The organism is Dyadobacter sp. NIV53, assembly GCF_019711195.1.
Classification (GTDB): domain Bacteria; phylum Bacteroidota; class Bacteroidia; order Cytophagales; family Spirosomataceae; genus Dyadobacter.
In genome coordinates, this window is sequence record NZ_CP081299.1 from 5,998,911 (window position 1) to 6,013,827 (window position 14,917).

The window sequence follows — 14,917 nt, forward strand, 5'->3', positions numbered from 1 at the left end:
TAATGTGGAAGACAATGCGGGCAAGCCATCCAATAATGCGACGGTGACGGTCACTTACCTGCCCTGCACGGTCGATATCGGCGGGACGATCTACCTGGACAATTCAGGGCTAGCAGACGGTATCACCGGCACACCTGTCAACGGTACAACACTGGGCTTATATGTGACACTGAAACAGGGCAATAACCAGATAGCGGTACATGCCGTGGATGCGGCCGGTAAGTATGTGTTCAGCGAAACACCGGTGGGGACCTACAAGCTGGTCCTGGGAACCACATCTACCGGGTCTTCGGCCAAACAGCTGCCCTCGGGTTACTTCACTTCCAGTGAAGGCGGACGGATCAGTACGGGCGGCACCATTGCTGCGGGTGTGGCATCGGGCGACGGAACGGCCAACGGGGAAACCACGATCACGGTCGACTGTGCAGAGATCACTTACGAAAACCTGAGGACGACGGCAGCCAGCTACCTTTTGAACAACTTCGGGATCTCGACCACCGACCCGCTGCCAGTGACGCTGGCCAGCTTCACGGCGGCCAGAGAAGGGACAGCCGCCGTACTGGAATGGACCACGACGGAGGAAGAGAACAGCGACCGCTTTGAAGTGGAGCACAGCAGGAACGGAAAGGATTGGGGCCTGATCGGGACCGTCAAATCGCATGTGGACAGCAAGGTTGTGAACACCTATGGCTATACCCACACGATGCCCTCTGAGGGAACCAACTACTACCGCTTGAAAATGGTGGACCGGGCATCGGACCGCCGTGATGAAAGCTTTGCGTACAGCCGGATCCGCAGCGTGGAATTCCCGGGCGTGCAGGTGCTGCTGTACCCCAACCCGGCGGTGCGTTTTGTAAACGTGACAGGCCAGGAAGGAAAAACGGTACAGGTCTATGATGTGGCGGGGACCCTGCGGATGACAGCCAGAGTGGCCAATGGCAGGATCGGGACGGACAGCCTGGAAAACGGGGTGTACCTGGTCAAAATGAACGACACCAATGGCAAAACCATTGTCAGAAAGTTCGTAATCCTGAAATAAAATTAATTAAAAATGGATGAGGCACGGTGCCAGTATTTACCGTGTCTCATTCCAGTTGCACTGAACAAATCTTAATCAAAACTAAAACAGGCCTTCCGGACAAAAGTTTGGAAGGCCTGTTTTAGTTTATCATTTTAGTACTTGTCTATTAATCCAGAATCAATACTTTCAGTGTCTCAGTTGCTGAGGCTGATTGAATTTTAAGGAGATAAATACCTTCCGGTAAAGACAAAACGGAAACATCCACTTCTGTTTTTAATTCAGGTTTTATGTTTACCGGGTTAATAATTGGAAATACCTTCCCCGATGTGCCGATAAGCTTCATACTGACTTTGCCTTTATGCCGGCCGGATAATTTAATGGTAAATTTATTATGAGTAGGGTTCGGATAAGTTTCTGATTTGCTGAACTCCTCTTTTTTTGCAGTACTGATATCTTCCTGTGCAATCCGGACTGCTGTGGCGCTGACGGGAATAACTTCAATCGCAGACAGTTTAGGGATATTGGCAGTGCCTTTTGTAAAATTTATATTCAGCCTGCCATCGGTTACGGTTACAGGAAAGGTTTCCAGAACGGGCCGCAATGATCCGCCTGCTTTTGCATATACATCATAATTGGTAAGCTTCGTAACATTTTCAATAGCAACATTGAATTTTCGCTTGCCTACACCTCCGGCTGGTTTTCCGGGAGCACCGAAATAGGTTTCAGCAAAGTGCAGGATCACATTATAAGAGCCGTTTTGTACGGGTATATCATAATTAAATGCCTCCGAGGAACGCTCTGACCGGTATAATACATCATCTGTTGTATTCAGGATATCAACTGTACCGGGCAGGGGAGACGCAGTACTCGCAGTACCGCCATAGTATGCATCGGCAATAAACGGCCGGTTTCCCGTAGCCGTGTAGGCACTGCCCGCCGAATTGATACGTATTGCTGTCGCTGGGATGTTACTGACTGTTACCGTAATAGCTTCTTCATCAGACAAAGTTGGTGAACCGTTGTCTGTCACTTTTACTGTGAATGGAAAAGTACCGGTTGCTGTTGGCGTCCAGCTGAAAACACCAGTAGATGCATTGATTGTGGCTCCTGCCGGGACAGTTCCGGTCAACGAAAATGTTTTGGTCTGCCCTGCATTTGGATCAGTTGCTGTTGCAGTAAAACTCAGAACTTTTCCAACCGTAACGGATTTATTCCCAATTGCTGAAAGTACCGGAGCCTGATTAGGCGGGTTGTTGACTGTTACCTGAATGGATTTTTCATCGGACAAAGCTGGCGAACCGTTGTCCGTAACTTTTACCTTAAATGTGAACAGACCTGCTGTTGATGGTGTCCAGCTGAAAACACCTGTCGAAGAATTGATTGTAGCCCCGCCCGGAACGGTTCCGGTTAATGAAAACGTCTTCGTTTGTCCCGCATCAGGATCGGTTGCTGTCGCTGTGAAAGTTAGTACCTGGCCCACAGTAGCCGTTTTATCTCCAATTGATGTAAGTACCGGAGGCCGGTTTACAACTGGTGCCTGTGGTGTTACCTCAATAGCACACAGAATAGGCTGGTTCACTGTACCTTTTGTGAAATTAATGTTCAGATAATTGTCATTAACCGCCACCGTGAATGTTTCCAGTACAGGCCGTATTGCCCCTCCTGCCTTAGCATAAATATCATAATCGGTCAGTTTTCTGCTGCCTTCAATGTCAACATTGAACTTACGTTTGTTAACTCCTCCCGAGGCTTTTTCGGGAGCACCGAAATAGGTTTCAGCAAAATGCAGCACCACTTTATACGAGCCGTTTTGTACAGGGATATTGTAAACAAAGTCAGTGGAACTACGCGCTGTACGGTACAAAACATCGTCAGTTGTATTCAGGATATTAACTGTGCCTGGCAGAGCGGATGAAGTACCAGCAGTCCCGCTAAAATAAACATCAGCCATAAACTGGCGGTTTTCAGTAGCAGTGTATTCACTGCCTGCCGAATTGATCCGTATAGTTGTTGCCGCGGGACTACTAACAACTACATTAACCACTTCTTCATCGGACAAAGCGGGTGAACCGTTGTCCGTAACTTTTACTGTAACCGTGAACGGGCCTGCCGTCGTTGGAGTCCAGCTGAAAACGCCTGTTGAAGGATTGATGGTAGCTCCGCCCGGGACATTTCCGGTTAATGAAAAGGTTTTGGACTGCCCCGCATCCGGATCGGTTGCTGTAGCTGTAAATCCTAATGCCTGGCCGACAGTAGCAGTTTTTTGTCCTATTGGCGTAAGTACGGGTGGCTGGTTTGGCGGATCACTAACCGTTATCTTAACCTCTTCTTCATCGGACAAAGCGGGTGAACCGTTGTCCGTAACTTTTACTGTAACCGTGAACGGGCCTGCCGTCGTTGGAGTCCAGCTGAAAACGCCTGTTGAAGGATTGATGGTAGCTCCGCCCGGGACATTTCCGGTTAATGAAAAGGTTTTGGACTGCCCCGCATCCGGATCGGTTGCTGTAGCTGTAAATCCTAATGCCTGGCCGACAGTAGCAGTTTTGGATCCTACTGGAGTTAGTACGGGTGGCTGGTTTGGCGGATCACTAACCGTTATCTTAACATCTTCTTCATCAGACAAAGCTGGTGAACCGTTGTCAGTAACTTTTACCGTAATTGTGAACGGGCCTGCCGTCGTTGGAGTCCAGCTGAAAACGCCTGTTGAAGCATTGATGGTAGCTCCGCCCGGGACATTTCCGGTTAATGAAAAGGTTTTGGACTGCCCTGCATCCGGATCGGTTGCTGTGGCCGTAAATCCTAATGCCTGGCCGACAGTAGCAGTTTTTTGTCCTATTGGCGTAAGTACGGGTGGCTGGTTTGGCGGATCACTAACCGTTATCTTAACCTCTTCTTCATCGGACAAAGCGGGTGAACCGTTGTCCGTAACTTTTACTGTAACTGTGAACGGACCTGCCGTCGTTGGAGTCCAGCTGAAAACGCCTGTTGAAGCATTGATCGTAGCTCCGTCCGGGACATTTCCGGTTAATGAAAACGTTTTGGACTGTCCCGCATCCGGATCGGTTGCTGTAGCTGTAAATCCTAATGCCTGGCCGACAGTAGCAGTTTTGGATCCTATTGGTGTTAGTACGGGTGGCTGGTTTGGCGGATCACTAACCGTTATCTTAACCTCTTCTTCATCAGACAAAGCTGGTGAACCGTTGTCGGTAACTTTTACCGTAACTGTGAACGGGCCTGCCGTCGTTGGTGTCCAGCTGAAAACGCCTGTTGAAGCATTGATCGTAGCTCCGTCCGGGACATTTCCGGTTAATGAAAACGTTTTGGACTGTCCCGCATCCGGATCGGTTGCTGTGGCTGTAAAACCTAATGCCTGGCCGACAGTAGCAGTTTTTGATCCTATTGGCGTAAGTACGGGTGGCTGGTTTGGCGGATCACTAACCGTTATCTTAACCTCTTCTTCATCGGACAAAGCGGGTGAACCGTTGTCCGTAACTTTTACTGTAACTGTGAACGGACCTGCCGTCGTTGGAGTCCAGCTGAAAACGCCTGTTGAAGCATTGATCGTAGCTCCGCCCGGGACATTTCCGGTTAATGAAAAGGTTTTAGTCTGCCCCGCATCCGGATCGGTTGCTGTTGCCGTAAATCCTAATGCCTGGCCGACAGTAGCAGTTTTGGATCCTACTGGAGTTAGTACGGGTGCCTGGTTTGGCGGATCACTTACGTTAAGACTATAACTTGCATTTGCAGAACAGGTTCCTTTTGTAGCAGTGACTGTAATATTAAATTCAGAACCTGCATTTGCAGGTGTTCCGTTTAGTAAACCGGAAGATGATAAGGAAAGTCCGGAAGGCAATCCTGTCGCAGTAAAAGTATATCCCGTAGCATTTACGCTGATTGTTTGGTTATATGCAACCCCTTCAGTTGCATTTGGCAAGGCATTTCCGGTAACAGGATTGAACACGAGCGTTGGACAGGAAGTGCCATACGTTGCTTTGTAAATGCCATTAATTGCCGGAAAGAAAGCATATAATATTCCCTTAATATTCTCAGTCGTATAAGTAACTGCATTGTTATTCATGGTCAGCCCTGTTAACTGGCTGTTATTGCCATTAACAGGAAGCATGGCACGTAAATTGGTTGACCCATCAGCAGTGGTAATGGTAAAGTTCAATGCATTATTACTCCATGTCATGTCTTTGAACGAAGAATTATTGCGTCCATCCAGCCAGGTAAGCATTTGTTTGGCAGAAACTACGGGAATTTGTCTTTGCAATGCTGAAGCAACAATGGCATCTGAACCGTCACTGCTGTTACCGCCATTTTGGTCAGTATGCATATTGGCTGTAAACACACCGTAATAACCTTTATCAATTGCATTGTCCAGCAATTTATTGATATGCGCTGCATAAGTAATTCCTGATTCATCGGTTAACTGGGTGACTGCCTGGTAAACATCAATCAGGCTGCCATCCAGATCTGCAAAACGCATTGGCATACCTGAACCTGTAAACATTCCCGGCCTGTCATTTACCCAGGCTTCCGGCCAGTAATAGTAATCTGCATCCAGCCGGATTCCTTTTTCCAGTTCAACTTTTGGTTTGGTTGCCCAGTCACTCCATGCTATACAATGCGTCCGGTTGGTAGTTGGCGGGGAAAGTCCCGGGAATTTTTGTGCAAGATCAGGTAATTGGTCATCAAAGAAACGTCTTAAGCCATTCACAGTATAATCCCCGCAGTTGGTGTTCAAATGAAGTGCTATTTCAAAACCCTGGGTCTGAAATGCCGCAGCCTGTGCATTTGTAATGGGCGTATTTGAATAAATATAGGAGGTTCCCCTTACTGCAGTCCAATTGTTTACTGCCTGCTGGTCATTGGAAGGGCTCTTGCTGATGTAATCATTAAACCTTCCGATTGTACCTCCATTTCCATGATCATCCCCTGTCATGATAACAGCGGCCTTTAAGCCTCTTGGCAAATACCAGAACCGGGGCAATGGTTTCTTTTCCAGATTACTTTGAAGGATAATATTAGCCAGGAACCGTTGCTGTTCATCTGCCTGTGGAATCTCAATTTTGTTAAAATCAACCCAGTCAGGGAAAAACATATCGTCGGAGCGTATCGGATTTATTTGCCCGTCACGTTTCTGGCCTGCCCATGCAGGGTTGCCCTGACGTGTGTAAACAACGGACTTTGCAAGATCGTAAGTAAATGCAATAGCCTTTCCGCTGCCAACATCACGTGTGGTAACCGCAGGATTGCTGGTGGCAACAGTAGCACTGGAGTAGAGGTTGGCCAGGCTGGCAGCACCACTAAGAGTATATAAATCTGCCTGGCCATGAAATTGAATGGTTTCATTAACTATACCCACACCTGGCCCGCTGGCATTAATTTTCAGGTACTTGTCAGTCAATGACCCGCTAATGGCTGTGATACCAAATAGTGAAGCCAGTTGTTCATTTGGTTTAAATGCAATCAAAGTGCCTCCCGCATTGACCCATGTAGTGAGTGAATTGACATTGGCAGCAGAAAGAGAAATTTCCCCCAGTATGATCACATCATAATCATTGAGCAATGAAGGTGTGGCTGTTATATCTGAAATATCTTTTGCAGCAAACTCATTCAAACCTTCGGCTCTTAAAATTTCTACCGGATACCGGCTGAACGGATTGGCCTCATCACTGATAACCAGTATAGGGCCGCCAGGGCCGTCATTGGGAGATGGTCCTGGTTTGCCTTGTGTAGTAAATGTTACATTATAATTTGCGGCCAGTTCATTTCCTGCCAGATCCGTAACACCACTATTTCCGCCAGTTACGGAAATAGTATAATTAGTTGAATAATCCAGGTTAGAAGCGGGATTGAGCGTGGCAGTAAGCGTATTGGCATCATAAGTAACCGCAGCCGGAACGGGTGAGCCTGCATCAAGCAGACGGATAGTACTGGCTGAAACTGTATTTTCGCTAATAGCTTCATTAAATACTACGGTAATATTGGCTGAAACATTTACTGCCGAAGCATTCGCAGCCGGAGAAGTAGAGGCCACAGCTGGTGGTGTGGTATCCGCCGTATTGCCGGAGCTAAATACTACATCCACATAATAATTGCTTGATCCGTAGGAATCAGTTGGAAAAGCAGGTACAGAAGTGTATGAATAAACACCATTATTTCCATCTTCCCCATTCGCCAGACCTCTCAGAACGCCGTTTATTTTGGCCTCGGCAAAATACATATTGGTAGCCGAATAATAACCCGCACTGCTATGGTACGAAATGATATAAGTGGTATTGGCAGTGATTGCTACCGGCGATGCAAAACTTACCTGCTGCCAGCCGGATGCTGTTTCATTTACAAAAGTTGCCTCAGCTAATTTCACACCGGCACTATTATATAATTGTCCGGTGTGTGTGCCCGAATTACCGGCTTGTTTATAAAAGCGTACGCCTGTGACAGAACCATCGGTATTGGAATGAAATTTCATACCTAACTGAATACCATTGCCATTGTCGTTATATAATGAACCTGCAGGCGCATCAGTTGCCTCGTTAAATACCGTGCAGGGACAGGATTGCGCCACTGGTGGTGTCACGGTTACATTAACCGTAGCAACCGCACTTATATTTCCTGAATCATCAAAAGCACGGCTGCGGATCACAGTATTTCCCTGTGTGGTTGGGGTCCACGCAAAAGTCCAGGTATTTGTTCCTTTTGCGAGCCGCCAGGTAGTGCCTCCGTCCGTAGAAACCTCTATACCGGCAATGGTGCCGGCATCTGCCGCTGTACCCTTTATGGTGAATGTGGAACCACTTGGAATATTGCCCGAGGCAGAAGGCGAAGTAATGGTATGAGTAGGGGCCTGTGTATCATTAGAAGCAGTTGCTGCTACCAGACCGGCTTGTAAAGTGCCTGGCTGAACGTGCATGTCCGCAAATAAATTAATTGTCGCCTGTTGTATGGCCGGGCTGACTGGTTCATTATTGTACCTGTCGTGATTGATATCTAGTCCCCAGGTCCATTGTACGGTACCCGCTGCAAATACCAGTGCACCGCTATTATGTTTGTAAAGGGTAAGATGGTGGGTCTGGCCATCCAGAATGGTCGATGACAAAATAATCCTTCCTGCCGGATAAGACGAACGGTAGGATTCCTGTTCCGGGTCCCATTCATAACCAAGTGTATTGGGCGTCAGGCTGGCAGTTTCCCCGTCATCCAGAGAAGCCACTGAAGTATTACGCCAGAAACGCAGATTTTTATATTCACTCGGTACCTGTATCGTACCTGAAACGCCATTCCAGCTGGCTTGCCCGCTGAGTTCATTTTCGGGTTTACAGCCATTGGCACCGCCATATTCACATCCGCTTCGCCAAAGCCCTGTCCATTCGGAAGTTGGGTCACATTTGGTACCACATGTATTTTCACCTGAATTTCCTTCTTTGTAACATACCAAAGTGCGGTAATTATTAGTAAGATCGTTAGAAGTATCTGTGATGCTTCTTTCCCAGCGGGTTTTCCAGTACACCTCGTTACCGCCAAAAAAAGCGAGGTGTTTTCCTGCATTACGCGCAGCTGCAACATTGTCCCGCATGCCTTTAGACCAGTATTCATCATGGCCGACTGACATAAATACATCATGATTTAGGATCAGGTTTCCTCGACGCTCCGTATCTACATCGGTCGTATAGGACATATCGTAACCGTTTCTTTCGAGGAAGCGGATCATCGGATATTCGGAATTAAATAACCAGTCTTCTTCGGCACCACCGCCACCTCCGCCTTCACGCGTGAGAAATGGCCGGTTATAGCTCACTTTCGGTGATTTGACGCCACTAACTCCGGTATACAAACTCTTACCATTCGTACTGATATCACCAAATACATTGTAAGCCTGCCAGGTAGCATCCGAAGTCTGGAAAAAGAGGTCAGAAGTGCTCGCGTCATCTCTCACAACAAACGCAATATGACTGGCTCCTAAGTTGTCATTCCGTATCAATTTGGCAAGATAAATACCAGAAACCGCTGTGGCTGGAATAGCCCATTGAGCTGATACTGCCCAGTTTCCGCAATCTACAAGCCCGGTACCATCGGTCTCACATGCCGGTTGTGCTGTAACACCTGTTACATTTAAGGTTGTGATAAGCCTCGCACCATTGCCCTGATAATAACCAAGCCTGTAAATTTTTATCAGGTAACTGCTGGCATTGGTTTTAATCTTGAATATTGCGGTTTCACCTTTATTATAACTGATATCCGTTGCAAATCCCTGGATACTTCGGTCTCCGGCACCGTCTATATCCCATTCGCTGGCAGGATTTCCGGTTTTGGCATTTTCGGTTACAATAGCATTTGTCTGAGCGGATAATTCTGAAAAGCGCAGAAGACAAATCAATAATAAACTAACTGTGAGATGTAATGATCTTAACATATTAATTAATTGATAAGTGAGAAACTGAACAGATTAATCAGGTAGTCAAAAAAAGGAATCGTAATTATTTATTAATTCAAATAGGGCAATACAAGAAACTATGGCCTGTATTTCAGGTCATTATGGACTGGTTATTGCAGGTAAGGTGTTGTTACATTAATACAGGAATATCCACTGAAAAAATATTCATTGCCTTAAATTTATTATGGACGGGTTTATTTTCTGCTAATATGAATTTGATAATATAAATTAGAATTCTGTTGTATCTGCAAAAATAGAAACAAATTGAAATTAACAAGTAAGTACTTCAAATATTATTGTAAATATTTAATTTACAGCTAGTTAAGTAAAATTAGTTCTGTTTTTAGATAAATAAAATGTATTTTCTCTATCTAACTAAAGCGAGCACTTATAGGAATCATTAGGAAGTTGTTTAAAGATATTATTGCAGCACTTATAGTTACTCTTATATATATACGTTTTAACATAGTTGAAAAAACATATCCAAACTGACTACACAAAAAAATACCATAAAATGTACCCTATACCATGGATACACTTTGTGGTATTTTTGCTTTATGCAACTTTGTGTAAGGCAATAAATATTAGCTTACGTTTACTTCCTGCGCTGGTTTATTGGTTTCAGGATTTTTAGGCAGCGTTACGGTCATCACACCATCAACATAACCTGCACTGATGTTGTCGGTCAGTACTTTTCCGTTTAGCTGAAATAAACGTTCAGAAGGAACCAGGCTGATATTCCTGATAAACATACTTGTTTTTACTTTCTTCGACGTTTTCCGGCACACTGTAAGAGATAGCCAGTATATCGTCGCTTACGGAAATTTTGAAGTTGCTTTTATCAAGGCCTGCAGCATAGAGGGAAATAATAAATGAAGTATCATTTTCTTCAATATTGGCGGCCTTGCGATTACCAAAGCGACCGCCGGATGTTTTTCCCCATGGTGATTTGCCACCAAACTGACCGCCAAATCTTTCTGCAAATTTTTTGAAAGGCCCTCCGCCGCATGCATGGTTTTTAGGCCCAAATCCTTGTTGATTCTGTGAATCGGTTGCTGTGTTCTGATTAGTATTCATGACTTTTGTTTTTACGAGTTTTTAATTTGTATTGAATTGTTTTTGTTTAATCGGGCAGCTTATATTCTGCCCGCTTTTTAATTAATAGGCACAATAGTGGCTGCTCTAATGACAGGGTCTGCATTTACAGTCACACGGCTTGCCCAACGATTATGTTTACCAATCGGGCCGAATCCGCCATGGCCAACTTGTCCGTACTCGCCGGAATTTTGCATCATATAATGCCTTCCCGAACTGCGTGCTATCAGCGTCGCTACTCCGGCAATTACTGCAAGTGCTGCCAATAATTTAAAAAGTGTGATCAGAATAAATGAGGCAATACCTACGATCACTGTTGCGCCGATGAGGCGGGGGAATATAAAACGAAATTTATTGTTCATGTTTTTTTGTTTTTAATGGTTAACTTTTAATGATGACGTTTGATTAAAATTTTTACTTTAACTATTTTAAAAATATTTACTTTTCTTTTTTAAGGCAGACGATCCATCCAGGTTTTTACTTTATTTAGTGTAAAACTTTTTTTCGGTTCTGCCTTTCTTATCTGGGTAGACGGATGAGGAAATCGTTTTACTTTAAAGTTTTTGAAAATATTTTTACAGCAATAATTCACCGGGATTATCTGGGAGTTATCCGCATAAGAAAATTGTAAAAACAGAATAGCAGGAAACAAAAAAAGGCCAGCATAAGCGAGGGCACTGAAAAAGCTTCTCAATTATAGGACTACCCAGAGCGGTCAGGTAAATTTTATTTACTTGACCGCTTTTGTTGTTTAAATGTGATCTGCAAATGGACTACCGTCCCAAAATGTTCGAATTTAGGTTTATCAGTGTTTGTCTTTAGTTTTGCGAGCCTAGTTGGTAAGTTTGATAATTCTTTTCAGATTTACTGCGAAGATGGCTAATGCTCCCTGCATCTGCATATTTTCAATTCCATAAGATGTTGCGCGGCCATAGCCATGGACATTCTTTAATTCACTGTTTTTTGCTTCGATCTTATACCGATGTTTTATTTTCTGCTTGTAATAGTCAGTTTCCTGAAAGGCTGTCTGTTGGAGGTGCGAGTCCGATTTTATGCTCACTGAATAGGATTTCGTTTTGGCCCCCCGCTTATAACAGTTCTCACTTAAGGGACAGATTTTACACTTCTCGACATCGAAATAGTAGGTATAGGTCTGATTTGTCCCCACATTCTTCCTTCCCTGACGTGCCTTTCGAATGGCCAGATGCCCGGCCGGGCATACGAACATGTCCGCATCTTTGTTGTAATCGAAGCGGTCTTCATTCTTTCTGGATCCTTGGGTAATAGAAGGGTTCAGCTTGGCAACCACCTTGATATCCTGCTCACTGGTTAGTTGAAGATTATCCTTTCCCGAATAGGCTGAATCGCCGATGATCGTGTCTACTTCAATGCCGTTGTCCTGGCTGATCTGCAAAAGTTCAGGAAGTTGTGGACCATCTCCCTTTTCTCCCGAGGTGACCACTGCGGCGGTAATAATACGTTCTTCTGTCATGGCAATATGGGTCTTGTAGCCAAAGAACTTGCTGTCAGACGATTTATGGCCCGTCCTGGCATCGCTGTCTTTGGAGAGCGTATAGTTCTCCAAAGTATCCTCCATTGTTTCCTTTAACAGGTTTAGTTTTTCCTTGATCGCAGGGATATAGATCAACGTCTGATCCGATTCTATACACTTCGCAAGCTCATTACAATAGGCAAGCTCCTTTTCGAGCTCGCCCGAATCATTCTTTTTAGGCATACGCTCTTTAATGTCAGCATCCACAGCATAAACGGCTTTGCGTAAAAGCTTTGAATGCTCCCTAAGCACCTTAAGGGCTGAATGTGGATTAGATCTGGAAAGCGAATGGGTAGCATCTACGATAATGGATCGAGAGCAAACAATACCCTTTTCAATCGCTATGGAGACTGTTTTGCCTATCAACAGCTTCAATAAGTCGGCATCTTTCAAACGCAATTTTCTAAACTTTGTCAAAGAGCTCGGATTGATGACTTCATCCTCGGGGGCCATGCCAAGGAAATACTTGAAGGACATATCGTAGCGGGAACGTTCGACTACATCTACGTCTGAAATGGTGTAGATTGTCTTCAGCAACAGGAATTTGAACATCCGTACGGGGCTCTGTGCTGCACGTCCGTTATCAGAACAATATTTACCTGCAAGCTCATCATAAATGAAGCTAAAGTCGATCAATTCATTAATCCTGCGAAGAAGATTGTCCTTGGGAATGATCAGGTCATACAATCCGGCGAACGCAGTAAATTGAATTTTTTGTTGGTGAATTAACATCTGAATCCCTTTCTAAATCCACCTTAAGATACCAAAAAAGGAGCAGAAAAACTTAATTTCCTACTCCTTTCTCTGACTCAGATACAAGAGGACTTTTTCAGTACCCTCGCATAAGCTGACCCTTTTCTAAGTTTAAATCTCTGGTAATCGAATGCTGTTTACTGAAACGGATGCATTACCAGCGAATACATTTTATGGTTACAAACATTATTTTACAAACCGAAACCAAGTGCCAGACCTTTTGTCGCACTGCTGAATCCATATTTAAGCTGTGCAGCTCCCGTTACAAGGTCGACTGTGTAAACGCTGGTAGTACCGCCAACTGTAAAAATACCATAAGCAGTACCGGTAGTGTTGCCAATATCAAAACCCAGATCCGGACTTACATCAACACCAAGATTTTTGGGGTCAGTTAAAATTCCATCATTCGGCGGTGTTTGCTTGTAAAGTATGTTAGCCTGGCTGTCTATATCATACAAGGCAGTATTGGCTGCAACCACACCAGGATAGCTATTGGTATAAGCCACTGCGGTGATGAAAGGAGAGGTGCCCGTAATGGTTCCGTCTACAATAGTAACACCGTCTGTGACATTAATCCGAAGGTTTTGTCCATTGTCGCTCACAACCCTGAGCCTGTCTGCTGCGGGATTAAAATCCACTCCAAAGTACGTTCCGCTTAACGTTACAGGCGAGCTGTCAGCAAGTTTCAGGCTCACAAGTTCAGTTGCAAGGCCCGAACCTAAGTCTACTCCGTAGATTTTACTGTTATTTCCCAGTGCATGCAAGCGACCGTTAACAGGCCTGATGTCAATTCCCAAAAGCACTACGCCAGCCGGCAACCCGCCAATAGCTTTGCTTCCCAGCTCACTTCCCGATAAGGGGTTGAAAATGGTGAGTTTGTTTGCAGCATCGAGTGCATAAGCAACAGGCAGCGAAGGAATCGCAATACCAACAATATTTACTCCTGTTGGCAGGTCACCCAGTTTTTGAAGTCTGCCTGAGGTTAAATCCACAAAATCCAGCTCCCACTTTCCATCAAATTTCACTGATGCGATCGGGTATACATCCGATGCATTCACATCCGGTGATATGTCAAATCCGCCTACTTCGCTGATATCCAGGCCAAGTCCGCCAACCGCTACGAGTGCTCCCGGATTAGGAGGATTTTGTATGTAAAGCATATCGGCAGCCGGATCAATATCGTACAAAGTAGTGCCGACACCAGCCGGTGCAGCAGTTACGCCCGCACGGCTATTGGTATAAGCCACCGCGCCAACCATCGGATTGGCCGGTCCGTTCAAAGGAGAATCGCCCGCAACAACGGCTCCGGTTTCAGGATGTAAGCGCAGGTTTTGTGCAGTACTCGTTACCACACGGATTCGGTCGACAGTTGGATTAAAATCAAATCCGATTTCGGCACCTGCGAGTGTAGTAGCAATAGGCGCTGTGCCAATTCTTGTTGCTTTACCCTGCTGGTCACCAGTTTTAAAATTTACCTGGTAAAGGTTACTTTGTTTGCTGATGGCGTATAACTGTCCGGTTGCAGGACGGAAATCAATTCCTGCCAGAACATCCCCGCTTTCAAGTCCGGTAATTGCAAACGAGCGCAGTGGTGAAGCTGTGTTTTTAACATTAATTTCGTGAAGCTGGTTGTTATCGGATAAAGCAAAAAATATACGGTCAGGCAGTGTCTGTTCTACGGGAGGCATGCGATGATCTTCGCAGGAAAATAAAGCCAGCGAAGATGCAAGAGCCAGGACGGATAGTGTTTGTTTTGAAAAATGGTCAAAGAATCTCATAGATTATGTAGATATGGTTAGTAATAGCTATTCCTGACCATATACGTGTAACTGACCTGTTCAGATTAAAATTTGTCAATATTTTTAATATTAATTTAATCCCGTTTTAATGTGAAAATTAATTTGTTCATTTTAAAGCTGATAATCAGTTATTTGTGGTTTTTTTTTTAACCAAAATGATTTTAACTCTTTTGAAAACGAATGTTAAGCATCTAACCACTTAATCCATAAAAAATGCTCAGATTAATATGAACCAGATGTGTTTAAACATCATTTCA

7 protein-coding genes are annotated in these 14,917 nt (G+C 44.8%); 1 reads left to right on the top strand and 6 read right to left on the bottom strand.

The genetic code is table 11. The features are described 5' to 3' along the window. Nucleotides 1-4: 4 nt before the first annotated feature. Nucleotides 5-1,039 (top strand): T9SS type A sorting domain-containing protein, encoded by a 1,035-nt coding sequence (locus tag KZC02_RS24725; RefSeq protein ID WP_221391116.1) that lies wholly within the window; start codon nucleotides 5-7, stop codon nucleotides 1,037-1,039. Between the two features lie 148 nt (nucleotides 1,040-1,187). Here the strand turns inward: KZC02_RS24725 and KZC02_RS24730 are convergent, their stop codons facing one another. The 6 genes from KZC02_RS24730 to KZC02_RS24755 all read right to left on the bottom strand — a co-directional run bounded on the left by KZC02_RS24730 (nucleotide 1,188) and on the right by KZC02_RS24755 (nucleotide 14,639). After that, on the bottom strand, nucleotides 1,188-9,440 hold the full coding sequence (locus KZC02_RS24730) for a N,N-dimethylformamidase beta subunit family domain-containing protein (RefSeq protein WP_221391117.1): 8,253 nt from the start codon (nucleotides 9,438-9,440) through the stop codon (nucleotides 1,188-1,190). Between the two features lie 605 nt (nucleotides 9,441-10,045). Beyond that, on the bottom strand, nucleotides 10,046-10,213 hold the full coding sequence (locus KZC02_RS24735) for an Hsp20 family protein (RefSeq protein ID WP_221391118.1): 168 nt from the start codon (nucleotides 10,211-10,213) through the stop codon (nucleotides 10,046-10,048). After that, nucleotides 10,179-10,538 (bottom strand): Hsp20/alpha crystallin family protein, encoded by a 360-nt coding sequence (locus KZC02_RS24740; protein WP_221391119.1) that lies wholly within the window; start codon nucleotides 10,536-10,538, stop codon nucleotides 10,179-10,181. The genes KZC02_RS24735 and KZC02_RS24740 overlap by 35 nt, the downstream gene beginning before the upstream one ends. A gap of 77 nt (nucleotides 10,539-10,615) precedes the next feature. Continuing rightward, nucleotides 10,616-10,918: a hypothetical protein gene (locus KZC02_RS24745; protein ID WP_221391120.1), complete on the bottom strand. Its 303-nt coding sequence runs from the start codon at nucleotides 10,916-10,918 to the stop codon at nucleotides 10,616-10,618. A gap of 470 nt (nucleotides 10,919-11,388) precedes the next feature. Beyond that, nucleotides 11,389-12,840 carry an IS1182 family transposase gene (locus KZC02_RS24750; protein WP_221390362.1) on the bottom strand — a complete coding sequence of 484 codons (1,452 nt, stop codon included), beginning with the start codon at nucleotides 12,838-12,840 and terminating at the stop codon, nucleotides 11,389-11,391. A 212-nt stretch (nucleotides 12,841-13,052) separates the two neighbouring features. Continuing rightward, entirely contained in the window at nucleotides 13,053-14,639 is a 1,587-nt protein-coding gene (locus KZC02_RS24755) for a DUF4394 domain-containing protein (RefSeq protein WP_221391121.1), read from the bottom strand. Between the last annotated feature and the right edge of the window lie 278 nt (nucleotides 14,640-14,917).

Coding starts and splice junctions, on each gene's coding strand:
- KZC02_RS24740 (WP_221391119.1), bottom strand. CDS start 10,538: ATGAATACTAATCAGAACACAGCAACCGATTCACAGAATCAACAAGGA.
- KZC02_RS24755 (WP_221391121.1), bottom strand. CDS start 14,639: ATGAGATTCTTTGACCATTTTTCAAAACAAACACTATCCGTCCTGGCT.
- KZC02_RS24730 (WP_221391117.1), bottom strand. CDS start 9,440: ATGTTAAGATCATTACATCTCACAGTTAGTTTATTATTGATTTGTCTT.
- KZC02_RS24735 (WP_221391118.1), bottom strand. CDS start 10,213: ATGTTTATCAGGAATATCAGCCTGGTTCCTTCTGAACGTTTATTTCAG.
- KZC02_RS24745 (WP_221391120.1), bottom strand. CDS start 10,918: ATGAACAATAAATTTCGTTTTATATTCCCCCGCCTCATCGGCGCAACA.
- KZC02_RS24750 (WP_221390362.1), bottom strand. CDS start 12,840: ATGTTAATTCACCAACAAAAAATTCAATTTACTGCGTTCGCCGGATTG.